Annotated in this window: 30 protein-coding genes; all 30 read right to left on the bottom strand. The window is 68.1% G+C overall.

Annotated features, from left to right (window positions below; all coding sequences use genetic code 11):
• Positions 1 to 43 precede the first annotated feature (43 nt).
• Positions 44 to 697 carry an adenylate kinase gene (locus tag ACFYPR_RS02750; protein ID WP_007465256.1) on the bottom strand — a complete coding sequence of 218 codons (654 nt, stop codon included), beginning with the start codon at positions 695 to 697 and terminating at the stop codon, positions 44 to 46.
• Positions 698 to 2,026, bottom strand: a complete 1,329-nt coding sequence (secY, locus tag ACFYPR_RS02745) for a preprotein translocase subunit SecY (RefSeq protein ID WP_354858647.1) — start codon at positions 2,024 to 2,026, stop codon at positions 698 to 700.
• A 231-nt stretch (positions 2,027 to 2,257) separates the two neighbouring features.
• Complete coding sequence (rplO, locus tag ACFYPR_RS02740) at positions 2,258 to 2,701, bottom strand: 50S ribosomal protein L15 (protein ID WP_007465260.1); 444 nt, start codon at positions 2,699 to 2,701, stop codon at positions 2,258 to 2,260.
• Positions 2,701 to 2,883 (bottom strand): 50S ribosomal protein L30, encoded by a 183-nt coding sequence (rpmD, locus tag ACFYPR_RS02735; RefSeq protein ID WP_007465262.1) that lies wholly within the window; start codon positions 2,881 to 2,883, stop codon positions 2,701 to 2,703. Before rpmD ends, rplO begins: the two co-directional genes overlap by 1 nt.
• Positions 2,883 to 3,497 (bottom strand): 30S ribosomal protein S5, encoded by a 615-nt coding sequence (rpsE, locus tag ACFYPR_RS02730; RefSeq protein ID WP_007465263.1) that lies wholly within the window; start codon positions 3,495 to 3,497, stop codon positions 2,883 to 2,885. Before rpsE ends, rpmD begins: the two co-directional genes overlap by 1 nt.
• A gap of 33 nt (positions 3,498 to 3,530) precedes the next feature.
• Positions 3,531 to 3,908 (bottom strand): 50S ribosomal protein L18, encoded by a 378-nt coding sequence (gene rplR / locus ACFYPR_RS02725; RefSeq protein WP_355068567.1) that lies wholly within the window; start codon positions 3,906 to 3,908, stop codon positions 3,531 to 3,533.
• A 64-nt stretch (positions 3,909 to 3,972) separates the two neighbouring features.
• On the bottom strand, positions 3,973 to 4,515 hold the full coding sequence (gene rplF / locus ACFYPR_RS02720) for a 50S ribosomal protein L6 (RefSeq protein WP_354858653.1): 543 nt from the start codon (positions 4,513 to 4,515) through the stop codon (positions 3,973 to 3,975).
• A 16-nt stretch (positions 4,516 to 4,531) separates the two neighbouring features.
• Entirely contained in the window at positions 4,532 to 4,939 is a 408-nt protein-coding gene (rpsH, locus tag ACFYPR_RS02715; RefSeq protein WP_007465270.1) for a 30S ribosomal protein S8, read from the bottom strand.
• Positions 4,940 to 5,055: 116 nt separating this feature from the next.
• On the bottom strand, positions 5,056 to 5,241 hold the full coding sequence (locus ACFYPR_RS02710; protein WP_007465272.1) for a type Z 30S ribosomal protein S14: 186 nt from the start codon (positions 5,239 to 5,241) through the stop codon (positions 5,056 to 5,058).
• Between the two features lies 1 nt (position 5,242).
• Positions 5,243 to 5,809: a 50S ribosomal protein L5 gene (gene rplE / locus ACFYPR_RS02705; protein WP_354858655.1), complete on the bottom strand. Its 567-nt coding sequence runs from the start codon at positions 5,807 to 5,809 to the stop codon at positions 5,243 to 5,245.
• The gene (rplX, locus tag ACFYPR_RS02700; protein WP_007465276.1) at positions 5,809 to 6,129 is read right to left on the bottom strand and encodes a 50S ribosomal protein L24; all 321 of its coding nucleotides are present in this window, start codon (positions 6,127 to 6,129) and stop codon (positions 5,809 to 5,811) included. The genes rplE and rplX overlap by 1 nt, the downstream gene beginning before the upstream one ends.
• Positions 6,126 to 6,494 carry a 50S ribosomal protein L14 gene (rplN, locus tag ACFYPR_RS02695; RefSeq protein WP_007073026.1) on the bottom strand — a complete coding sequence of 123 codons (369 nt, stop codon included), beginning with the start codon at positions 6,492 to 6,494 and terminating at the stop codon, positions 6,126 to 6,128. Before rplN ends, rplX begins: the two co-directional genes overlap by 4 nt.
• Before the next feature lie 101 nt (positions 6,495 to 6,595).
• Complete coding sequence (gene rpsQ, locus ACFYPR_RS02690) at positions 6,596 to 6,874, bottom strand: 30S ribosomal protein S17 (protein WP_354858656.1); 279 nt, start codon at positions 6,872 to 6,874, stop codon at positions 6,596 to 6,598.
• A complete protein-coding gene (gene rpmC, locus ACFYPR_RS02685) occupies positions 6,871 to 7,107 on the bottom strand; it encodes a 50S ribosomal protein L29 (protein WP_007465283.1) in 237 nt (78 codons plus the stop codon). Before rpmC ends, rpsQ begins: the two co-directional genes overlap by 4 nt.
• Positions 7,107 to 7,532 carry a 50S ribosomal protein L16 gene (gene rplP, locus ACFYPR_RS02680; protein WP_007465292.1) on the bottom strand — a complete coding sequence of 142 codons (426 nt, stop codon included), beginning with the start codon at positions 7,530 to 7,532 and terminating at the stop codon, positions 7,107 to 7,109. Before rplP ends, rpmC begins: the two co-directional genes overlap by 1 nt.
• Before the next feature lie 3 nt (positions 7,533 to 7,535).
• Complete coding sequence (rpsC, locus tag ACFYPR_RS02675) at positions 7,536 to 8,405, bottom strand: 30S ribosomal protein S3 (protein ID WP_007465294.1); 870 nt, start codon at positions 8,403 to 8,405, stop codon at positions 7,536 to 7,538.
• Entirely contained in the window at positions 8,405 to 8,863 is a 459-nt protein-coding gene (rplV, locus tag ACFYPR_RS02670; protein ID WP_007465297.1) for a 50S ribosomal protein L22, read from the bottom strand. Before rplV ends, rpsC begins: the two co-directional genes overlap by 1 nt.
• Positions 8,864 to 8,904: 41 nt before the next feature.
• Entirely contained in the window at positions 8,905 to 9,186 is a 282-nt protein-coding gene (gene rpsS / locus ACFYPR_RS02665) for a 30S ribosomal protein S19 (protein ID WP_007465299.1), read from the bottom strand.
• A 12-nt stretch (positions 9,187 to 9,198) separates the two neighbouring features.
• Positions 9,199 to 10,038: a 50S ribosomal protein L2 gene (gene rplB / locus ACFYPR_RS02660; RefSeq protein WP_007465301.1), complete on the bottom strand. Its 840-nt coding sequence runs from the start codon at positions 10,036 to 10,038 to the stop codon at positions 9,199 to 9,201.
• Between the two features lie 12 nt (positions 10,039 to 10,050).
• Positions 10,051 to 10,353, bottom strand: a complete 303-nt coding sequence (rplW, locus tag ACFYPR_RS02655; protein WP_088998352.1) for a 50S ribosomal protein L23 — start codon at positions 10,351 to 10,353, stop codon at positions 10,051 to 10,053.
• Complete coding sequence (rplD, locus tag ACFYPR_RS02650) at positions 10,350 to 11,000, bottom strand: 50S ribosomal protein L4 (RefSeq protein WP_354858661.1); 651 nt, start codon at positions 10,998 to 11,000, stop codon at positions 10,350 to 10,352. The genes rplW and rplD overlap by 4 nt, the downstream gene beginning before the upstream one ends.
• Positions 10,997 to 11,662 (bottom strand): 50S ribosomal protein L3, encoded by a 666-nt coding sequence (gene rplC, locus ACFYPR_RS02645; protein WP_354823900.1) that lies wholly within the window; start codon positions 11,660 to 11,662, stop codon positions 10,997 to 10,999. Before rplC ends, rplD begins: the two co-directional genes overlap by 4 nt.
• Positions 11,663 to 11,673: 11 nt before the next feature.
• On the bottom strand, positions 11,674 to 11,982 hold the full coding sequence (gene rpsJ, locus ACFYPR_RS02640) for a 30S ribosomal protein S10 (protein WP_007073037.1): 309 nt from the start codon (positions 11,980 to 11,982) through the stop codon (positions 11,674 to 11,676).
• A gap of 350 nt (positions 11,983 to 12,332) precedes the next feature.
• Positions 12,333 to 13,526 (bottom strand): elongation factor Tu, encoded by a 1,194-nt coding sequence (tuf, locus tag ACFYPR_RS02635; RefSeq protein ID WP_007465313.1) that lies wholly within the window; start codon positions 13,524 to 13,526, stop codon positions 12,333 to 12,335.
• Between the two features lie 212 nt (positions 13,527 to 13,738).
• Complete coding sequence (gene fusA, locus ACFYPR_RS02630; protein WP_354858664.1) at positions 13,739 to 15,835, bottom strand: elongation factor G; 2,097 nt, start codon at positions 15,833 to 15,835, stop codon at positions 13,739 to 13,741.
• A gap of 74 nt (positions 15,836 to 15,909) precedes the next feature.
• Positions 15,910 to 16,380: a 30S ribosomal protein S7 gene (gene rpsG, locus ACFYPR_RS02625; protein WP_007465317.1), complete on the bottom strand. Its 471-nt coding sequence runs from the start codon at positions 16,378 to 16,380 to the stop codon at positions 15,910 to 15,912.
• Between the two features lies 1 nt (position 16,381).
• Positions 16,382 to 16,756, bottom strand: coding sequence for a 30S ribosomal protein S12 (rpsL, locus tag ACFYPR_RS02620; RefSeq protein WP_007465318.1), 375 nt, complete (start codon positions 16,754 to 16,756; stop codon positions 16,382 to 16,384).
• 479 nt (positions 16,757 to 17,235) lie between these two features.
• Positions 17,236 to 17,616: a hypothetical protein gene (locus ACFYPR_RS02615; protein WP_355139186.1), complete on the bottom strand. Its 381-nt coding sequence runs from the start codon at positions 17,614 to 17,616 to the stop codon at positions 17,236 to 17,238.
• 744 nt (positions 17,617 to 18,360) lie between these two features.
• Positions 18,361 to 18,729, bottom strand: a complete 369-nt coding sequence (locus ACFYPR_RS02610; RefSeq protein WP_387258407.1) for a hypothetical protein — start codon at positions 18,727 to 18,729, stop codon at positions 18,361 to 18,363.
• A gap of 92 nt (positions 18,730 to 18,821) precedes the next feature.
• Positions 18,822 to 22,709 carry a DNA-directed RNA polymerase subunit beta' gene (locus tag ACFYPR_RS02605; protein ID WP_354858669.1) on the bottom strand — a complete coding sequence of 1,296 codons (3,888 nt, stop codon included), beginning with the start codon at positions 22,707 to 22,709 and terminating at the stop codon, positions 18,822 to 18,824.
• Positions 22,710 to 22,854: the final 145 nt, after the last annotated feature.

The raw sequence follows: 22,854 nt of genomic DNA, 5'->3' as shown, positions 1-22,854 counted from the left end.
ACCCCGCTGTTCGCACTCTATCCGCCGCGGCGCGGGGAGAACCTCAGCCGCCGTACGACCGCAGGGCGTCGATGGCCCGGGTGGTGACGTCCTCCACCGGGCCGGTGGCGTCGATCCCGACCAGCTTGCCCTGGGCGCCGTAGTAGTCGACCAGGGGCGCGGTCTTCTCGCTGTACTCCCGCAGGCGGGTGGCGATGGTCTCCGGCTTGTCGTCGTCGCGCTGGAACAGCTCGGCGCCGCACCGGTCACAAATGCCCGGCCGGGTGGTGGCGTCGAACTCGACGTGCCAGATCTTGCCGCAACCCCGGCAGGTGCGCCGGCCGGAGAGCCGCCGGATCACCTCGTCGTCGTCGACCACCAGCTCCAGGACCAGATCCAGGGCGGTGCCCAGATCGGCGAGGAGCTTGTCCAGAGCGGCGGCCTGCGGAGTCGTCCGCGGGAAGCCGTCGAGCAGAAAGCCCTCGCTGGCGTCCGGCTCGGCCAGCCGGTCCCGGACCATGTTGATGGTGACCTCGTCCGGAACCAGCTCGCCTGCGTCCATGTAACGCTTCGCCTCGACGCCGAGCGGCGTGCCCTGGGTGACGTTCGAGCGGAAGATGTCTCCGGTCGAGATCTTGGGTACCGACAGGTGCGCGGCGACGAACTCTGCCTGCGTGCCCTTACCCGCACCCGGCGGGCCAACCAGAACGAGTCTCATCTACCGCAGGAACCCTTCGTAGTTCCGCTGCATGAGTTGGCTCTCGATCTGCTTCACGGTCTCCAGACCGACGCCGACCATGATGAGCACAGCGGTGCCACCGAACGGGAAGTTCTGGTACTGCTGGCTGTCCAGCCAGATGAAGAAGAAGTTCGGCAGGATGGAGATGATGCCGAGGTAGAGCGCGCCCGGCAGGGTGATCCGGCTGAGGATGAAGTCCAGGTAGTCGGCCGTCGGCTTGCCCGGCCGGATACCCGGCACGAACCCGCCGTACTTCTTCATGTTGTCCGCGACCTCGGTCGGGTTGAACGTGATCGAGACGTAGAAGTACGTGAAGAAGATGATCAGCAGAAAGTAGACCGAGATGTAGATCGGGCTGTTCGGAGCGACCAGGTTGTTCTGGATCCACGCCTGGACCTTGCCCGGGTCGTTCTGGTCGAAGAACTGGAGCGCCAGCTGCGGGAGATACAGCAGCGACGAACCGAAGATGACCGGGATGACACCCGCCTGGTTGACCTTCAGCGGGATGTAGGTCGAGGTGCCGCCGTACATCCGCCGGCCGATCATCCGCTTGGCGTACTGCACCGGGATCCGGCGCTGCGCCTGCTCGATGAAGGTGACCGCGGTGATGACCACCAGAACCAGCGCGATGACCAGGGCGAACTTGCCCCAGCCCTGGCTGGTCTTGATCTGCCAGCCCTCGCCGGGCAGCCGGGCCGCGATCGAGGTGAAGATCAGAACGGACATGCCGTTGCCGACGCCCCGGTCGGTGATCAGCTCACCGAGCCACATGACCATGCCGGTGCCGGCGGTCATGGTGATCACCAGGATGGACAGGGTCAGCCAGTCCGGGATGCCGGTGCCCTCGGGGATGATCGGGAACTGGTCGCAGCGGTTCTGGAACAGCTGCCCCGAGCGGGCCAGCGCCACGAACGCCGAGGCCTGCAGCACGCCGAGACCGAGGGTCAGGTAGCGGGTGTACTGCGTGATCTTCGCCTGGCCGGCCTGGCCCTCCTTGCGGAGCTGTTCCAGGCGCGGAATCACGACGGTCAGCAGCTGCAGGATGATCGACGCGGTGATGTAGGGCATGATGCCCAACGCGAAGACCGAGAGCTGGAGCAGCGCCCCGCCGGAGAAGAGGTTGAGCAGATTCAGCGGGCCCGTCGTCTGCCCGGAGATGGAGTCGAGGCACTTCTGCACGTTGCCGTACGAGACGCCCGGGCTGGGGAGCGTGGCACCCAGCCGGTAGACCGCGATGATGCCTACTGTGAACAGCAGCTTCTTGCGCAGGTCAGGCGTACGGAACGCACTGAGAAAGGCGGACAGCAACTTCTTCCTCCTGCGCGAGGCGGGCCGCCGGTGATCCCTGGCGGGTGGGGGTGGATCACGGGCGAGTGCCCGCAATCCATGGCTGGGATGGGACTCTAACAGCCCTGTCCCGCTCCGGGCAGGTGTGCCCGGCTACATAAACCGAATCCGATGTTACCGGGCGCACACGCCCCAGGCAGACCTAGGCGCCCGCCAGTTACTCACAACTGACGGGCGCCGAGGTCGTACGCCTTACAGCTCGGTGGCGGAGCCACCGGCGGCGGCGATCTTCTCCTTGGCCGACGCGCTGAACGCGTGCGCCGACACCTGGAGCGCCACCCCGCCAAGGTCCCCGGTGCCGAGGACCTTGACCGGCTGGCCCTTGCGGACCGCGCCGGCCTCGACCAGCTCGAGCGGGCCAACCTGGCCGCCGTTCGGGAACAGCTCGGCGAGCCGGTCCAGGTTGACCACCTGGAAGACCACCTTGAACTTGTTCTTGAAGCCCTTCATCTTCGGCAGGCGCATGTGGATGGGCATCTGCCCACCCTCGAACGCCGCCGAGATGTTCTTGCGGGCCTTGGAGCCCTTCGTACCGCGACCAGCGGTCTTGCCCTTGGAACCCTCACCACGACCCACACGGGTCTTCGCGGTCTTCGAACCGGGCGCCGGGCGCAGGTGGTGCACCTTGATCGTCATTACTCGACCTCCTCGACCTTCACGAGGTGGCTCACAGTGAAGATCATGCCGCGGATCTCGGGCCGGTCCTCCTTGACCACCACGTCGTTGATCCGCTTGAGACCGAGCGAACGCAGCGACTCACGCTGGTTGTGCTTGGTCCCGATACCGGACCGGAGCTGGGTGACCTTCAGGCGTGCCATCAGCGCGCCACCCCCGCACGCGACGCCAGCATGGCGGCCGGCGCGACGTCCTCCACCGGCAGACCACGACGCGCCGCGACCTGCTCGGGGGACTCAAGCCCCTTCAGGGCCGCCACGGTGGCGTGCACGATGTTGATCGGGTTCGACGAGCCGAGGCTCTTGGAGAGCACGTCGTGGATCCCGGCGCACTCCAGCACGGCACGCACCGGACCACCGGCGATGACACCCGTACCGGCCGAGGCCGGCTTGAGCAGCACGACGCCAGCGGCGTCCTCACCCGTCACCGGGTGCGGGATCGACTGACCGATCCGCGGAACCTTGAAGAAGTGCTTCTTGGCCTCCTCGACACCCTTGGCGATCGCCGCGGGCACCTCCTTGGCCTTTCCGTAGCCCACGCCGACCGTGCCGTCGCCGTCGCCCACGATCACCAGGGCGGTGAAGCTGAAGCGACGACCACCCTTCACGACCTTGGCGACGCGGTTGATCGCGACGACCCGCTCAAGGTGCGGGGTCTTCTCGACGGGCGCGTTTCCGCGGCCGCCCTCACGGCGGTTGTCGCGGCGACCACCCTCGTTGCCACCGGACCCGCCGCCACGGCGCTGTTGACCTGGCATCAGCAGCCTTCCTTATCTCTCGTGACGGGGTTGTTAGAACTCGAGCCCGGCTTCGCGGGCGGCGTCGGCAAGCGCGGCGACTCGCCCCGCGTACCGGTTGCCACCGCGGTCGAAGACGACCTTGGAGACGCCGGCGGCCTTGGCCCGCTCGGCGAGCAGGGCGCCCACCTTGCCGGCGAGGGCGCTCTTGTCGCCCTCCGCACCGCGCAGCGAGGAGTCCAGGGTCGACGCCGACGCCAGGGTGTGGCCCTTGGTGTCGTCGACGATCTGGGCAACCATGTGCCGCAGCGAACGGGTGACGACCAGGCGCGGACGCTCGGCCGTACCGCTGACGTTCTTGCGGACGCGGAAGTGCCGACGCGCACGCCCAACGGCGCGCTTGGCGGCGACGCCGCGGCGGCGCTTGAGCAGCGTGGCGCTCACTTCTTACCTGCCTTTCCAGCCTTCGCGTTGCTGGGGCGGATGACCTCGCCCATTACTTCTTACCTGCCTTGCCGGCCTTGCGGCGGATGACCTCGCCCTGGTACTTCACGCCCTTGCCCTTGTAGGGCTCCGGCGGACGGATCTTCCGGATGTTGGCGGCGACCTCACCGACCTGCTGCTTGTCGATGCCGGCCACGTGGAACAGGGTCGGCCGCTCCACCGTGAAGGTGATGCCCGCCGGCGCGGGAACGACCACCGGGTGCGAGAACCCGAGCGCGAACTCGAGGTCCGAACCCTTGGCGGTGACCCGGTAACCGGTGCCGGCGATCTCCAGGCTCTTGCGGTAGCCCTCGGTCACGCCGACGATCATGTTGGCGACCAGGGTACGGCTCAGGCCGTGCAGCTCCTTGGCCTTGCGCTCGTCGTTCGGGCGGTTGACGTTCAGCTGCCCGTCCTCCGCACGCTCGATCGTGATCGGGTCGGCGATCGTGTGCTGGAGCTCGCCCTTCGGGCCCTTGACCTTGACGGTCTGCCCGTCGATCGTGATGTCGACGCCGGCTGGTACCGGGATCGACTTACGTCCAATTCGCGACATTTCTACCAGTCTCCCGTTACCAGACGAAGGCGAGGACTTCCCCGCCAACACTCCGCTTGCGGGCCTGCCGGTCGGTCAGCAGCCCCTGGGACGTCGAAATGATCGCCACGCCCAGCCCACCGAGCACCCGCGGGAGCCCGTCCGACTTGGCGTACACCCGGAGACCGGGCTTGGACACGCGCTTGATGCCGGCCAGGCTCCGCTCCCGGTTCTGGCCGTACTTCAGCTCGACGACCAGTCGCTTGCCGACGGCGCCCTCCTCGGGCTCCTCGACCGACCAGGTGGCGATGTAACCCTCGGCCTTCAGGACCTCGGCGATGTTCGCCTTGATCTTGGAGTAGGGCATCTTCACCTGATCGTGGTACGCCTGGTTGGCGTTACGCAGACGCGTGAGCATGTCTGCGATCGGGTCGGTCATCGTCATGGATTTCGTCAGCCTTTCTCGCCGGGGTTCCCGGGGCATCAGCCCCGGGCCTACGGCGAAGAGCAATACCTAATCGGTGCAGGAGTTCCCGGCTGACAGCCGGGACGCGGTCGCCCTTACCAGGAAGCCTTGGACACACCCGGCAGCTCACCGCGGTGGGCCATCTCCCGGATGCAGACCCGGCAGAGCCCGAACTTGCGGTAGACCGCCTTCGGACGCCCGCACCGCTGGCAGCGGGTGTACGCGCGAACCGAGAACTTCGGCTTCGCGGCCGCCTTGATGATCAGCGCCTTCTTGGCCATCTCAGTTCTCCTTGAACGGGAAGCCCAGGAGCTTGAGCAGCGCCCGACCCTCGTCGTCAGTCGTGGCGGTCGTGACCACCGTGATGTCCATACCCCGCTGCCGATCGATCCGGTCCTGGTCGATCTCGTGGAACACGGACTGCTCGGTCAGACCGAACGTGTAGTTGCCGTGCCCGTCCAGCTTGCGCCCGTCCAGACCGCGGAAGTCGCGGATACGCGGCAGCGAAATGGACAGCAGCCGGTCCAGGAACTCCCACATCCGGTCGCCACGAAGGGTCACCTTCGCGCCGATCGGCATGCCCTCGCGGAGCTTGAACTGCGCGATGGACTTGGTCGCCCGCCGCACCTGCGGCTTCTGGCCGGTGATCGTGGCGAGGTCGCGGACCGCGCCGTCGATCAGCTTGGCGTCGCGAGCAGCCTCGCCGACACCCATGTTGACGACGATCTTGACCAGCCGCGGCACCTGCATGGGGTTGCCGTAGCTGTTCTGCTCACGCAGCTGGGCCACGATCTCGTTGCGGTACCGCTCCTTGAGGCGCGGCATGGTCTTTTCGGTAGCCGTGGTCATCACAGGTCCTTACCGGTGCTACGCGCGATGCGGACCTTCTGGCCGTTGTCGTCGATCCGGTAACCGACGCGGGTCGGCTTGCCGTCGGAGTCCAGGACCTGCACGTTCGAGACGTGGATCGGGGCCTCCTGGGTGACGATGCCGCCGGTCTTGGCGCCACGCTGGGTGGTGCTGATGCGGGTGTGCTTCTTGACCCGGTTCACGCCCTCGACCAGGACCTTGTCCTGCCGCGGGTAGGCCGCGATGACCTTGCCCTTGGCACCCTTGTCCTTGCCGGCGATGACGACGACCGTGTCGCCCTTCTTGACCTTCACGGTCACAACACCTCCGGCGCGAGGGAAATAATCTTCATGAACCGCTTGTCCCGCAGCTCCCGGCCCACCGGGCCGAAGATGCGGGTACCGCGCGGGTCCCCACCGTCCTTGATGATGACGGCGGCGTTCTCGTCGAAGCGGATGTACGAGCCGTCCGGCCGCCGCTTCTCCTTGGCCGTGCGAACGACGACCGCCTTGACGACGTCGCCCTTCTTCACACCGGCACCCGGGATCGCGTCCTTGACCGTGGCCACGATGACGTCGCCGATGCTCGCGTAGCGCCGACCGGAGCCACCGAGAACCCGGATGCACAGGATCTCCCGAGCACCCGTGTTGTCGGCGACGCGCAGTCGCGACTCCTGCTGAATCACGTCTATCTCCTATGTCTGCCGGTTCTCCGGCCGCCGTAGCGGCCGGCCGGAGCCTGGCGGAACCTACGCCCGACGCAACGCCGGGCGAGATCGAGCCTTCGCTACTTGGCCTTTTCCTGGATCTCCACGATCCGCCAACGCTTGGTGGCGCTCAGCGGCCGGGTCTCCATGATCAGGACCCGGTCGCCGATGCCGGCGGCGTTCTGCTCGTCGTGCACCTTCAGCTTGCGCGTACGGCGCATGATCTTGCCGTACAGCGCGTGCCGAACCCGGTCCTCGACCTCGACCACGACGGTCTTGTCCATCTTGTCGCTGACCACCAGGCCCTCGCGGACCTTGCGGCGCGCGCGGGTGGCGTCAGTGGTGGTGTTCTCGGTCATGATGCAGTCACCTCAGTCGGCGCGGCCGAGAGCCCCAGCTCACGCTCACGCATGATCGTGTAGATCCGGGCGATCTCCCGACGGATGACCTGCAGCCGCCGGTTGTTGTCCAGCTGCCCGGTTGCGGCCTGCACGCGGAGGTTGAACAGCTCCGCCTTGGCCTCCCGCAGCTTCGTGACCAGCTCCTCCTCGGAGAGCTCACGCAGCTCGGTCGCCTTAACGCCCGCTGCCATCAGGATTCACCCACTTCGCGCGTAACAATGCGGCACTTCATCGGGAGCTTGTGGATCGCGCGACGCATGGCCTCTCGCGCGATCTGCTCGTTGGGGAAGGACATCTCGAAGAGAACCCGCCCCGGCTTGACGTTGGCGACCCACCACTCGGGCGAACCCTTACCGGAACCCATCCGGGTCTCGGCAGGCTTCTTGGTGAGGGCCTGGTCCGGGAAGATCGTGATCCAGACCTTGCCGCCACGCTTGATGTGACGGGTCATCGCGATACGCGCCGACTCGATCTGGCGGTTGGTCACGTACGCCGGCTCGAGAGCCTGGATCCCGAACTCGCCGAACACCACCCGGTTACCACCCTTGGACGCGCCACTGCGGTCCGGGTGGTGCGGCTTGCGGAAGCCCTTCGGGGGCTTGCGCGGCATCAGCATCTGTCAGCCCTCCTGCTGCGTTTCTGCCGGAGCAGCCGCCGCGGCGACAGCAGCGCTGTCGACCGGCTCGCCACTCGGCGTCTCGGCCTGCTGCGCGATGGTGGTCGCAGCAGCCCGGCCGGCCTCGGTGCCACCAGCGGTCGTGCCGGACGAACCGGACCGGCCACGGCGCGGACGCTCGGGACGGTCGCCGCGCTCACCACGACGCGGGCGCGACGGACCGGCCTCGGCCGGAGCCTCCCGGCCCGGAACCGCGTCGCCCTTGTAGATCCAGACCTTCACGCCGATCCGGCCGAAGGTGGTACGGGCCTCGAAGAAGCCGTACTCGATGTTGGCCCGCAGCGTGTGCAGCGGAACCCGGCCCTCGCGGTAGAACTCGGTCCGGCTCATCTCGGCGCCGCCGAGGCGACCCGAGACCTGAACCCGGATGCCCTTGCAGACCGGGTTCTTCATGGCCGACTGCATGGCCTTGCGCATCGCCCGACGGAAGCTGACCCGGCTGGACAGCTGCTCGGCCACGCCCTGCGCGACGAGCTGAGCGTCCGACTCGGGGTTCTTCACCTCGATGATGTTCAGCTGGACCTGCTTGCCGGTGAGCTTCTCGAGCTCGCCGCGGATCCGGTCGGCCTCCGCACCCTTACGGCCGATGACGATGCCCGGCCGGGCGGTGTGGATGTCGACGCGGACGCGGTCGCGGGTGCGCTCGATGTCGACCTTGGAGATCCCGGCACGCTCGAGGCCCTTGGACATCATGCGGCGGATCTTGACATCCTCGCCGATGTAGTCCTTGTAGAGCTTGTCCGCGAACCAGCGGGACTTCCAGTCGGTCGAGATGCCGAGCCGGAACCCAGTGGGGTGAACCTTCTGACCCATTACTCGGCGTCCTCCGTCTTGCTCTGCGCTTCGGCCGGTGCGGCCTCCGTGGCCGGGGCGGCCTTCTTCGCCGCGGCCTTCCTCGGCGCTGCCGGCGCGACCGCCTCGACCGCCACGGTGATGTGGCAGGTGCGCTTGCGGATCCGGTACGCCCGACCCTGTGCCCGCGGCTGGAACCGCTTCATCGTCGGGCCCTCGTCCACGAACGCCTCGCTGACGAGCAGCGCGTCGGGGTCCAGCCGCTCGTTGTTCTCCGCGTTGGCGATCGCGCTAGCGAGCACCTTGTACACCTGCTCGCTCGCAGCCTGCGGCGCGAACTGCAGCACCGTGAGCGCCTCCTTCGCGGGCAGGCCGCGGACGAGGTTGACCACCCGGCGCGCCTTCATCGGCGAGATGCGCACGTGCCGCGCAACCGCCCGCGCGCCCGGAAGCACCGGAGCGTCGCCCTTTCCTGGCATCGCTGTAACCCCTTGTTCCCTCTATCCGTATGCCCGCGGCGTCAGCGCCGACGGCTCTTCCGGTCGTCCTTCTCGTGACCCTTGAACGTGCGGGTCAGCGCGAACTCGCCGAGCTTGTGCCCGACCATCGCCTCGGTCACGAACACCGGGACGTGCTTGCGTCCGTCGTGCACCGCGATCGTGTGCCCGAGCATCTCCGGGATGATCGTCGAGCGCCGCGACCAGGTCTTGATCACGTTCTTCGAGCCCTTGTCGTTCTGCACTTCCACCTTCTTGAGCAGGTGGTCGTCTACGAACGGGCCCTTCTTGAGGCTGCGAGGCATGTCTTATCTCCCTCAGCCGCGCTTACGCGTGGCGTAGCGGCGGCGGACGATCAGCTTGTCGCTCGGCTGGCCCTTACGGCGGGTGCGGCCCTCGGGCTTACCCTGCGGGTTGACCGGGTGGCGACCACCGGAGGTCTTACCCTCACCACCACCGTGCGGGTGGTCGACCGGGTTCATGGCGACACCACGGACGGTCGGGCGCTTGCCCTTCCACCGCATACGGCCGGCCTTACCCCAGTTGATGTTCGACTGGTCGGCGTTGCCGATCTCGCCGACGCTCGCGCGGCAGCGCACGTCCACCCGCCGGATCTCGCCGGACGGCATACGCAGGGTCGCGTACGCGCCCTCACGGCCGAGCAGCTGGATGCCGACGCCGGCGGAACGGGCCAGCTTGGCCCCGCCGCCCGGACGCAGCTCCACGTTGTGGATCGTGGTACCGACCGGGATGTTGCGCAGCGGCAGGTTGTTACCCGGCTTGATGTCGGCGCCCGGACCGGACTCGACGCGGTCGCCCTGCTTCATGTCCTTCGGCGCGATGATGTACCGCTTCTCGCCGTCGGCATAGTGCAGCAGCGCGATGCGCGCCGTGCGGTTCGGGTCGTACTCGATGTGAGCGACCTTCGCCGGCACGCCGTCCTTGTCGACCCGCTTGAAGTCGATCAGACGGTACTGGCGCTTGTGACCGCCACCGTGGTGCCGCGTGGTGATCCGGCCGTGGGCGTTACGCCCGCCCTTCTTCGGCAGCGGAGCCAGCAGCGACTTCTCCGGCGTGGACCGGGTGATCTCGGCGAAGTCGGCGACGCTGGAGCCACGTCGGCCCGGCGTCGTCGGCTTGTACTTACGGATAGCCATTGTCTACACCCCTCAGCTGACCGGGCCGCCGAAGGCCTCGATACGGTCACCGTCAGCCAGCTTCACGATCGCCCGCTTGGTCGCCTTGCGCTGACCGAAGCCGGTCTTGGTGCGCTTGCGCTTGCCCTGGCGGTTGAGCGTGTTGACCGTCAGGACGCGGACGTCGAAGATCTGCTGGATAGCGATCTTGATCTCGGTCTTGTTCGCGTCCGGGTGCACCAGGAAGGTGTACCAGTTCCGGTTCAGCTCGCTGTAGCTCTTCTCCGAGACGACCGGCGCCACAATGATGTCGCGCGGGTCGGCGATCGTGCTCACTTGCCACCCTCCTCGGTGGTCTCGGCGGGCACGCCCAGGAACTCGTCCAGGGCGTCCTTGGTGAAGACCACGTCGTCGGCCACCAGCACGTCGTACGTGTTCAGCTGGCCGGACTCGATCAGGTGCACCCGCGGCTCGTTGCGCAGCGACACCCAGTTCAGCTCGTCGGTGCTGCTCAGCACGACGAGAACCCGACGGGCCTCGGTGAGCGTGGTCAACGTGGCCAGTGCGGCCTTGGTCGACGGCTTCTCGCCCGAGACGAACGCCTCGACGACGTGCACCTGCCCGGCGCGGGCCCGGTCCGAGAGGGCACCGCGGAGTGCGGCGGCCTTCATCTTCTTCGGGGTCCGCTGGCTGTAGTCGCGCGGCACGGGACCGTGCACCACGCCACCGCCGGCGAACTGCGGCGCGCGGATCGAGCCCTGCCGGGCGCGACCGGTGCCCTTCTGCTTGTACGGCTTCTTGCCGCCACCGGCGACCTCGCCGCGGGTCTTGGTCTTGTGCGTGCCCTGTCGGGCCGCCGCGAGCTGGGCCACCACGACCTGGTGCATCAGCGCGACGTTGGCCTGCACGTCGAAGATGTCAGCCGGCAGCTCGACGGAGCCGCTGGTGCTGCCTTCGACGGTGCGCACGTCAACGGTGGTCACTTGGCCGCACCGCCCTTCTTCACCTTGCTCTTGGCCGCGGTACGGACCAGAACCAGCGCGCCCTTGGGACCAGGAATGGCACCCCGGACGAGCAGCAGGTTGTTCTCGGTGTCGACCGCCTGGACGGTGAGGTTCTGCACGGTGTAGCGCACGCCACCCATGCGGCCGGCCATCCGGGTGCCCTTGAAGACACGACCCGGAGTGGCGCAGGCGCCGATGGAGCCCGGCGAGCGGTGCTTGCGCTCGACGCCGTGACCGGCACCCAGGCCGTGGAAGCCGTGCCGCTTCATCGGGCCGGCGTAGCCCTTGCCCTTGGTCTTGCCGGTGACGTCGATCGTGACGCCTGCCGGGAACTCCTCGACCGTGACCTCCTGGCCCAGCGAGTATTCCCCGGCGTCCGTGGTGCGCAGCTCGACGATGTGCCGGCGCGGCGCCACGTCCGCCTTCGCGTAGTGCCCGCTGATCGGCTTCTTGACCTTGCGCGGGTCGATCGTGCCGTACGCCAGCTGGACCGCGGAGTAACCGTCCTTCTCGGCGCTACGAACCTGGCTGATGACGCACGGGCCGGCCTCGACCACGGTCACGGGAACAACCTTGTTGTTGTCCCAGACCTGGGTCATGCCGAGCTTGGCGCCCAGGATCCCCTTGACTTGCCTGTCCATTTGTCCGGTCCCTACAGCTTGATCTCGATGTCGACGCCAGCCGGCAGGTCGAGGCGCATGAGCGAGTCGACCGTCTTCGGGGTCGGGTCGATGATGTCGATCAGCCGCTTGTGCGTGCGCATCTCGAAGTGCTCGCGCGAGTCCTTGTACTTGTGCGGCGAGCGGATAACGCAGAAACGGTTGATCTCCGTGGGCAGCGGCACCGGGCCCGCGACCTGCGCCCCGGTGCGCGTCACCGTCTCGACGATCTTCCGAGCCGAGGAGTCGACGACCTCGTGGTCATAGGCCTTGAGCCGGATGCGGATCTTCTGTCCCGCCATGGTGGCTTCTGTTCCTTCTCTCGATGCCGCTGTGTTGCGGGCGCCTGTACCGGCTGGCACAGGCCCACTTCGCCGACCCCCGCGGTCGGGCGTGTCGCGCCCTCGGGCCGGGCTCCGCCCCGTGGTTCCGGAGTGGTGCTGACCGCGCGGTGGGTCAAGGCGCCGATCGCATTACCGCGACCTGAACGCCGTGCGAGGGTGGTTGGCGACTGGGCCGCCAACCACCCCACGCTCGACTGTCTCGCCACCCGGAGGTTCAGCGAAAGCCGAACACAGGCGACGAACTGTCGTTACGCAACCTGACTAGTATGCCGCACGACCGGCGGCGGGTCTAATCGGGGTTACCTAGCTCACTTGATGATCTTGGTGACGAACCCGGCGCCGACGGTGCGGCCACCCTCGCGGATCGCGAACTTGAGGTTCTCCTCCATGGCGATGGGCTGGATCAGCTTCACCGACATGGTGGTGTTGTCGCCCGGCATGACCATCTCGGTGCCCTCGGGGAGGGTGACGACACCGGTGACGTCCGTGGTCCGGAAGTAGAACTGCGGACGGTAGTTCTGGAAGAACGGGGTGTGCCGGCCGCCCTCCTCCTTGGAGAGGATGTAGACCGTCGCCTCGAACTCCGTGTGCGGGGTCGTGGTGCCCGGCTTGACGACCACCATGCCGCGCTCGACGTCCTCGCGCTTGATGCCACGCAGCAGCAGACCGACGTTCTCGCCCGCGCGGGCCTCGTCGAGCAGCTTGCGGAACATCTCGATGCCGGTGCAGACCGTCTTCTGCGACTTCTCGCGGATACCGACGATCTCCACCTCCTCGTTCGGCTTGAGGATGCCGCGCTCGGCGCGACCCGTGACGACGGTGCCACGACCGGTGATCGTGAAGACGTCCTCGATCGGCATGAGGAACGGCCGCTCGGTCTCACGCTCCGGCTGCGGGATCGCGGTGTCGACCGCGGTCATCAGGTCCAGGAGCTTGCCGGTCCACTCGGGGTCACCCTCGAGGGCCTTCAGCGCCGAAACCCGGACGACCGGCAGGTCGTCACCCGGGTACTCCTGCGAGGAGAGCAGCTCACGGACCTCGAGCTCGACGAGCTCCAGGAGCTCCTCGTCGTCGACCATGTCGCTCTTGTTGAGCGCCACGACGATGTACGGCACGCCAACCTGACGCGCGAGCAGCACGTGCTCACGGGTCTGCGGCATCGGGCCGTCGGTCGCCGCGACCACCAGGATCGCGCCGTCCATCTGCGCGGCACCGGTGATCATGTTCTTGATGTAGTCCGCGTGGCCGGGGCAGTCGACGTGCGCGTAGTGCCGCGCCTCGGTCTGGTACTCGACGTGCGCGATCGAGATCGTGATGCCGCGGGCCTTCTCCTCCGGCGCCTTGTCGATCTCGTCGAACGGCGTGTACGGGTTCAGGTCCGGGAACTGGTCGTGCAGGACCTTGGTGATGGCCGCCGTCAGCGTCGTCTTACCGTGGTCGATGTGACCAATGGTGCCGATGTTGACGTGCGGCTTAGTCCGCTCGAACTTAGCCTTCGCCACTGGTGTCCTCCTGTGGACTTCTTGGTTCGTACGCCCGGCGCGCCGGTCGGCGCTTAGGACTCTGTCGACAGCCTTTCCGGCCGAACGGCCGGAGAGCCTTTGTGGGTTCTGCGGCGATGAAGCCTACAGGCCCGGTCTCACGCAATCCGATCGTGGTGGCCGCAGGCGGGTGAAACCACCCGCGACCGACCACGAATCACCTGCTCAGGGCGTTACTCGCCCGTTGCCTTGGCGATGATCTCCTTCGCGACGCTCTGCGGAACCTCGGCGTAGGAGTCGAACTGCATGCTGTAGCTAGCCCGGCCCTGGGTCTTCGACCGCAGGTCGCCGACGTAGCCGAACATCTCCGACAACGGCACCAGAGCCCGGACGATGCGGGCGCCGCTGCGCTCCTCCATCGCCTGGATGATGCCGCGGCGGGAGTTGAGGTCACCGATGACGTCACCCATGTTCTCCTCAGGAGTGGTGACTTCAACGGCCATCATCGGCTCGAGCAGTGCGGGGTCGGCCTTGCGGGCCGCGTCCTTCATCACCATCGAGCCGGCGATCTTGAATGCCATTTCCGACGAGTCGACCTCGTGGTACTGGCCGTCCAGCAGGGTCAGCTTCACGCCGACCAGCGGGAAGCCCGCCAGGATGCCGTACTGCAGCGCGTCCTGCGCACCGGCGTCCACCGAGGGGATGAACTCCCGGGGGATGCGGCCGCCGCTGACGGCGTTGGCGAACTCGTAGGTCGGCGAGTCGTTGTCCAGCGGAAGCGGCTCGACGCTCACGATGACGCGGGCGTACTGGCCGGAACCACCGGTCTGCTTCTTGTGGGTGTACTCGACCTTGTCCACCTTGCGGCGGATGGTCTCGCGGTACGCCACCTGCGGCTTGCCGACGTTGGCCTCGACGTTGAACTCGCGGCGCATCCGGTCGACCAGGATGTCCAGGTGCAGCTCACCCATGCCGGAGATGACCGTCTGACCGGTCTCCTCGTCCAGCTGGACGCGGAAGGTCGGGTCCTCCTCGGCCAGGCGCTGGATGGCGGTGCCCAGCTTCTCCTGGTCGGACTTGGTCTTCGGCTCGATCGCCACCGAGATGACCGGCTCCGGGAAGGTCATCGACTCCAGGATGACCGGGTTCGCCGGGTCGGAGAGCGTGTCGCCGGTGGTGGTCTGCTTGAGACCCTGCACGGCGATGATGTCGCCGGCCTGCGCCGACGGACGCTCTTCCCGCTTGTTGGCGTGCATCTGGTAGATCTTGCCGATGCGCTCCTTGCGGTCCTTGGTGGAGTTGACCACCTGGGAACCGGAATCGAGCGTGCCGGAGTAGACCCGGACGTAGGTGAGCTTGCCCAGGTGCTTGTCCGTCTGGATCTTGAAGGCCAGGCCGGAGAAGGGCTCCGAGTTGGACGGCTTACGCAGCAGCGGGGTCTCGCCGTCGGTGGCCGTACCCTCGATCGCCGGAACGTCCAGCGGCGACGGCAGGAAGTCGACCACGGCGTCGAGCATGGGCTGGACGCCCTTGTTCTTGAACGCCGAGCCGCAGAGCACCGGGTTGGCCTTGCCGGCGATGGTGGCACGCCGGATGGCGGCCTTGATCTCCTCGACGGAGACCTCTTCGCCCTCCAGGTACTTCTCCATCACCGAGTCGTCGACGTCGGCGAGGGTCTCCATCAGCTTCTCGCGCCACTCGGCAGCGGAGTCGGCCAGGTCGGCCGGGATCTCCTCAACCGCGTAGTCCTCACCCTTCTGGGTCTCCCCACGCCAGGTGAGGGCGCGCATGCCGATCAGGTCGACGACACCGATGTGGTCGCCCTCGAGCCCGATCGGGATCTGGAGCACCAGCGGGGTGGCGTTCAGCCGGTCGATCATCATCTGCACGCAGCGGAAGAAGTCGGCGCCGGTCCGGTCGAGCTTGTTGACGAAGCACATGCGCGGGACGTTGTACTTGTCGGCCTGCCGCCAGACGTTCTCCGTCTGCGGCTCCACGCCGGCGACACCGTCGTAAACCGCGACCGCACCATCCAGGACACGCAGCGACCGCTCGACCTCGACCGTGAAGTCGACGTGACCAGGCGTGTCGATGATCTGGATCGTGTGGCCCTTCCACTCACACTTGGTAGCAGCGGAGGTGATGGTGATACCACGCTCCTGCTCCTGCTCCATCCAGTCCATGACGGCAGCGCCCTCGTGGACCTCACCGATCTTGTACGTGATGCCGGTGTAGAACAGGATTCGCTCGGTGGTCGTGGTCTTACCGGCATCGATGTGCGCCATGATGCCGATGTTGCGTACCTTGGCGAGCGCGTCTGCGGCGGCCACTTCAATCCCTACTTATCGTCGTCTCGACTCAACTGGTGGCGGTTCCGGCGCCCGGAGGCGCCGGAACCAGGGTGTTACCAGCGGTAGTGCGCGAAGGCCTTGTTCGACTCGGCCATCTTGTGCGTGTCCTCGCGCCGCTTGACGGCGGCACCGAGGCCGTTGCTCGCGTCCAGCAGCTCGTTCATCAGCCGCTCGACCATGGTCTTCTCGCGCCGGGCGCGGGAGTAGGTGACCAGCCAGCGCAGGCCCAGGGTGGTCGCCCGGGTGGGGCGGACCTCGACCGGAACCTGGTAGGTGGCGCCACCGACACGACGGCTGCGCACCTCGAGGGTCGGCTTGACGTTGTCCATCGCCCGCTTGAGGGTGACGACCGGGTCGGTGCCGGACTTCTCGCGGCAGCCCTCGAGGGCCGCGTACACGATCGACTCGGCGAGCTGACGCTTGCCGCGGAGCAGGATCTTGTTCACCAGCTGGGTGACCAGCGGCGAGTTGTACACCGGGTCAGCGACCAGTGGCCGCCGCGGAGCGGGTCCCTTACGCGGCATGTCAGCTCTTCTCCTTCTTCGCGCCGTAACGGCTGCGCGCCTGCTTGCGGTTGCGGACACCCTGGGTGTCCAGCGAGCCGCGGACAATCTTGTAACGCACGCCGGGGAGGTCCTTCACCCGGCCGCCGCGAACGAGCACGATCGAGTGCTCCTGCAGGTTGTGACCGACGCCCGGGATGTAGGCGGTCACCTCGATCTGGCTGCTGAGCTTCACACGAGCGACCTTGCGCAGCGCCGAGTTCGGCTTCTTCGGGGTGGTGGTGTACACGCGGGTGCACACGCCGCGCCGCTGGGGGGACCCCTTGAGCGCCGGGGTCTTGGTCTTGGTCGTCTTGGCCTGACGGCCCTTTCGGACCAGCTGCTGGATGGTGGGCACCGGGTTTCTCCGCTCCCTTCGGCCGCTGTACGCGGCCGCGCCGTCTGCTCGTTAGCCGGCCTGATGACCGGCTCTCCTACATTCCGACCAGGGCCACCTTGCGGAGGCCCCGGCACCCGCGGTCGGGCGTGTCGCCCGGCTCACGGTCCCGGTGCGGACGCTTTCGCAGGCGTACCGGGTTTTCTGTCACCGGCACGCGGATCGCCCCGCCCCGGATCTCTGGCTTGTCGTGCCGCCGTCCGGACTCCGGATCCAGCGCACGCACGAGTTGCCCGGGCACGCCCGGGCACAAGGGGAAAGAGTACCTACCACAGCCGCCCAGGTCAAAACGGAATGGGTCGGCGACCGTCTCACACTCGCCGGCCGGATCTCGTCCCGCCTCGTCGCCCGCGATGGGCACCTACGGACACAAGTGTACCGGCTTCCCCGCCGGACCACCCGTCGCCCCCGGGCAGGCACCGCAGACCCGGCGCACGGCCTCACGTCAGGGTGATCAGCAACGCCAGACCCAGACCCAGCAGGCTGAGCACCGCACCCGCCGCGCCGCAGCTGATGCCCGCCACCGCCAGCCCTCGCCCGGTGAACCGTACCGCCGACGGCGCGGCCGGCCGGGCGATCTGCCGCCGGCCGAGCAGACCGGTGACGATCGCCGCCACCCCCGCCAGCACCCCCAGAACGGTGAAGGCGCCGGAGGCCCAGACGCCGCCGTCGTCTGCGAAGGCCACCCCGAAGCAGATCACCAGGAGCGAGACCAGGATCGACGCGATGCCCGCCACCAGCGCCCCGGTCGCCAGTCCGGAGGTGACCGGCGGCACGTCCAGGTACACCACGCCGAACGGCGTGCCGGGCACCGCCTCCACCCGCTTCGGCGGCCGCCGCTGGTCGTCGGTGGGCGGCGGCACCGGTCGGGCGGGAGCCACGCCCCACCCGGGCGGCTGGCCCTGCGCCGGGTGGCCCCAACCCGCTGGCGCACCGGGCCCCGATGGCGGCTGACCCCAGCCGGGCGGCACACCAACCCCCGCCGGCGGGTGCCCCCAACCCCCGGGCGCACCAGGCCCGGACGACGGCTGACCCCAGCCCGACGGCGCGGCAGGCCCCGACGGCTGACCCCAGCCCGACGGCGCGGCGGGCCCCGACGGCTGACCCCAACCCGACGGCGCGGCAGGCCCCGACGGCTGACCCCAGCCCGACGGCGCACCCGGGCCCGACGGCGGCTGACCCCAGGCGTGCGGCAGCGGCGCCCCGGAAGCGGGATGGGGCTGGCCGTGTCCGGGCGGATAGACCCCGCCCCACTCGGCCGTGGGCGGACCCCATCCGGGCGGGGGCGGCGCGCCCCAACCCGACGGCGGCGTACCCGGATCGGGGACGTCGGCGGGTGGGGCGGGCTGCCCGTCCGGATCGGGTTGGGCCCGGTCGTCCGGTCCGGAGGGGGCCGGGCTCGCGGCCGGCGCGTCAGGATGCCCCGCCGGCTCGTCCGCCGGGGGCCGCGCCGGTTCCGTCACGAGGTCCTCCTGTCGACAGGGCCGCCGTCGCCGCGCGGCGGACACCGGCCAGGCTACCGCCGGAAGCTGCGCCGTCCGCGCTGGGCGTGGCCGGTGAAACGGTCAGTCCATGTTCGCCGGGTAGTCGTGGCCGAACGGCGTGTCAGCCAGCCGGACCACCCCGATCACCACGGCGACGACCACGGTGACCGCGACCAGCGCCAGGCCGGTCCAGGCCAACCGCTCCCCCCGCCGCAGCCAGACGCCGCCGGTCAGGAAACCCCCCGAGGCGTACGCCTCCCGGCGGGCCTGCCGGGCCAGCTGCAGCGCCACCGTGGCCGGCACCACCCCGCCGATGAAGAGCCCGGTCAACATGCCGAGCAGCCCCAGCGCGAAGACCACCCGCGCCTTCGTGGCACGGGCCGGGTCCGGATCCAGCGGGTGGCGCAGGCCCTGGGACGCGACGGACACCTGTCCGGGTGCGGTCGTCATGCCTCCATCATGCCCAACCCGGTCGACGGCCGGGTCGGTCCGGACACGACGAGGCCCCCGGCAGGTGCCGGGGGCCTCGTCGGTGTCGGTGCTTAGCGGTACGACCCGAAGTCGAAGTCGTCCAGCGGCACAGCCTGCCCGCTGGCCGGCCCGAACCCGTAGTCGGTCTCCGGGTAGCCGGTCATCGAGTAGACCTTGGCCTTGGCCTCCTCGGTCGGCTCGACCCGGACGTTGCGGTACTTGCTGATGCCCGTACCGGCCGGGATGAGCTTACCGATGATCACGTTCTCCTTGAGGCCGACCAGCGAGTCGCTGCGCGAGTTGATCGCAGCGTCGGTCAGCACCCGGGTGGTCTCCTGGAAGGAGGCCGCGGAGAGCCAGGAGTCGGTGGCCAGCGAGGCCTTGGTGATACCCATCAGCACCGGACGGCCGGCGGCGGGCTCGCCACCCTCCGACACGAGCCGGCGGTTCTCCGACTCGAACAGCGCCCGGTCGACCAGCACACCCGGCAGGAACTCGGTCGAGCCGGAGTCGATGACCGTCACCCGCTTGAGCATCTGGCGGATGATGATCTCGATGTGCTTGTCGTGGATGAGCACACCCTGCGAGCGGTAGACCTCCTGGACCTCACTGGTCAGGTGGACCTGGACCGCCCGCGGACCCATGATCCGCAGAAGCTCGTGCGGGTCGATGGTGCCCTCGGTCAGCTTCTCGCCGACCGCGACGTGACCGCCGTCGTGGGTCCGGAGCTTGACGCGCTTCGAGATCTTGTCGTAGACGATCTCTTCGCTGCCGTCGTCCGGCACCACGATGATCTTGCGCGAGCGCTCGCCGTCCTCGATCCGGATCCGGCCGGGGGTGTCGGCGATGGGCGCCTTACCCTTCGGGACCCGAGCCTCGAAGATTTCCTGAACACGCGGCAGACCCTGGGTGATGTCCTCACCCGCGACACCACCGGTGTGGAAGGTACGCATCGTCAGCTGCGTACCCGGCTCGCCGATGGACTGGGCGGCGATGATGCCGACAGCCTCACCGATGTCGACCGACTTGCCGGTCGGCAGCGAACGGCCGTAGCAGGCCGCGCAGACGCCCAGCTTCGACTCGCAGGTGAGCACGCTGCGCACCCGGACCGTCTCCACGCCAGCGGCGACGATCTTGTCGACCCCGATGGAGTTGATGTCCTGACCGCGCTCGGCCACCACGGTGCCGTCCGGCCCCTTGATGTCGTCGGCCAGGGTCCGGGCGTGCACGCTGGTCTCGGCGTGGGTGTGAATGACGAGCTTGCCGTCCAGCTTCTCGCCGATCTGCATCGGGATCGCCCGGTCGGTGCCGCAGTCCTCCTCGCGGATGATCACGTCCTGGGAGACGTCCACCAGACGACGGGTCAGGTAACCCGAGTCGGCGGTCCGCAGCGCGGTGTCGGCGAGACCCTTACGGGCACCGTGCGTGGAGATGAAGTACTCCAGCACGGACAGACCCTCCCGGTAGCTGGCCTTGATCGGCCGCGGGATGATCTCGCCCTTCGGGTTGGCCACCAGACCACGGATCGCCGCGATCTGCCGGAGCTGGAGCAGGTTACCGCGGGCACCCGAGTTGATCATCACCCACAGGGGGTTCTCCTGCGGCAGCGCGGTGTCCATCTCCTTGGCGACCTCGTTGGTCGCCTTGGTCCAGATCTCGATGAGCTCGCCGCGACGCTCCTCGGCGGTCATCAGACCACGCTGGTACTGCTTGTCGATCCGGTCGGCTTCCTTCTCGTACTTCGCCAGGATCTCCGCCTTGCGCGGCGGAGCGATGACGTCCTCCATGCCGATCGTCACGCCGGACCAGGTGGCCCAGTGGAAACCGGCCTCCTTGAGCCCGTCCAGGGTGGCGGCCAGCGCCACCTTGGGGAAGCGCTCGGCGAGGTCGTTGACGATCGCGGAGAGCTGACCCTTGCGGATCTCGTAGTTCACGAAGCGGTAGCCCTGCGGCAGCGTCTCGTTGAACAGCACCCGGCCCAGGGTGGTCTCCACGGTCAGCGGGTCACCCTCGACCCAGCCCTCCGGGGCGGTCCACGCCTCGGCGCCGGTGCCGTTGTCGACGCCGACCACGCCACGCAGGCGGATCTTCACCGGCGCCTGCAGGCCCAGCTCACCGTTGTCGAAGGCCATCTGCGCCTCGGCGTCCGAGCTGAACACCCGGCCCTCGCCCTTCTCACCGGGGGTGAGGTGGGTGAGGTAGTACAGACCGATGACCATGTCCTGCGTGGGCATGGTGACCGGCTTGCCGTCGGCCGGCTTGAGGATGTTGTTCGACGACAGCATCAGGATCCGCGCCTCGGCCTGGGCCTCGGCGGACAGCGGCACGTGCACCGCCATCTGGTCACCGTCGAAGTCGGCGTTGAACGCGGTGCAGACCAGCGGGTGGATCTGGATCGCCTTGCCCTCGACCAGCTGCGGCTCGAAGGCCTGGATGCCCAGACGGTGGAGGGTCGGCGCCCGGTTGAGCAGCACCGGGTGCTCGCCGATGACCTCTTCCAGCACGTCCCACACGACCGGGCGCTGACGCTCGACCATCCGCTTGGCGGACTTGATGTTCTGCGCGTGGTTGAGGTCCACCAGCCGCTTCATCACGAACGGCTTGAACAGCTCCAACGCCATCTGCTTGGGCAGACCACACTGGTGCAGCTTGAGCTTCGGGCCGACCACGATGACCGAACGGCCCGAGTAGTCGACGCGCTTGCCCAGCAGGTTCTGGCGGAACCGGCCCTGCTTGCCCTTGAGCATGTCGGACAGCGACTTGAGCGGGCGGTTGCCCGGGCCGGTGACCGGCCGGCCGCGACGGCCGTTGTCGAACAGCGCGTCGACGGCCTCCTGGAGCATCCGCTTCTCGTTGTTGACGATGATCTCGGGTGCGCCGAGGTCGATCAGCCGCTTGAGGCGGTTGTTCCGGTTGATCACACGCCGGTACAGGTCGTTGAGGTCCGAGGTCGCGAAGCGGCCACCGTCGAGCTGCACCATCGGGCGCAGGTCCGGCGGGATGACCGGGACGCAGTCCAGCACCATGCCGAGCGGCGAGTTACGGGTGTTCAGGAACGCCGCCACGACCTTGAGCCGCTTGAGCGCCCGGATCTTCCGCTGCCCCTTGCCGGACCGGATGGTCTCCCGCAGGCTCTCGGCCTCGGCGTCGAGGTCCATGTTCTGGACCAGCGCCTTGATCGCCTCCGCGCCCATCGAACCGGTGAAGTACTCACCGAACCGGTCGCGCAGCTCGCGGTAGAGCAGCTCGTCGGTGACCAGCTGCTTCGGCTCCAGCTTGCGGAAGGTGTCCAGCACCTCGTCCAGGCGGTCGATCTCGCGCTGGGCCCGGTCGCGGATCTGGCGCATCTCGCGCTCTCCGCCCTCCTTGACCTTGCGCCGGACGTCCGCCTTGGCACCCTCGGCCTCCAGCTCGGCCAGGTCGGCCTCGAGCTTGGCGGCCCGCTTCTCGATCTCCGAGTCGCGGCTGTTCTCGGACTGCCGCTTCTCGGCCAGGATCTCGTTCTCGATCGTCGAGAGGTCACGGTGACGCGACTCGGCGTCCACGCTCGTCACGACGTACGAGGCGAAGTAGATGATCTTCTCGAGGTCCTTGGGGGCGAGGTCCAGCAGGTAGCCCAGCCGACTCGGAACGCCCTTGAAGTACCAGATGTGGGTCACCGGAGCGGCGAGCTCGATGTGCCCCATCCGCTCACGACGGACCTTGGAGCGAGTCACCTCGACGCCGCAGCGCTCACAGATGATGCCCTTGAACCGGACGCGCTTGTACTTACCGCAGTAGCACTCCCAGTCCCGCTGCGGACCGAAGATCTTCTCGCAGAAGAGTCCGTCCTTCTCCGGCTTCAGGGTGCGGTAGTTGATCGTCTCAGGCTTCTTGACCTCGCCGTGCGACCACTGACGGATGTCGTCGGCGGTGGCGAGACCAATGCGCAGCTCGTCGAAGAAGTTGACGTCGAGCACTCTGTCCCCTATGTCGTCGTCTGTACTGCTAATTCTCGGGTGGGGTCGGGGGGGGGGGGGCCCGCCCCCCCCCCCCCCCCCCACACCCCCCCCCCCCCCCCCGCGCCGCGCCCGGCCCCGGGGCAGGCCCCCGCCCCCCCCGCCC

This window comes from Micromonospora sp. NPDC005254 (assembly GCF_042872525.1).
Classification (GTDB): domain Bacteria; phylum Actinomycetota; class Actinomycetes; order Mycobacteriales; family Micromonosporaceae; genus Micromonospora.
Note: the sequence above shows the minus strand (reverse complement) of the source record. Positions and strands in the feature narration are given on the sequence as shown.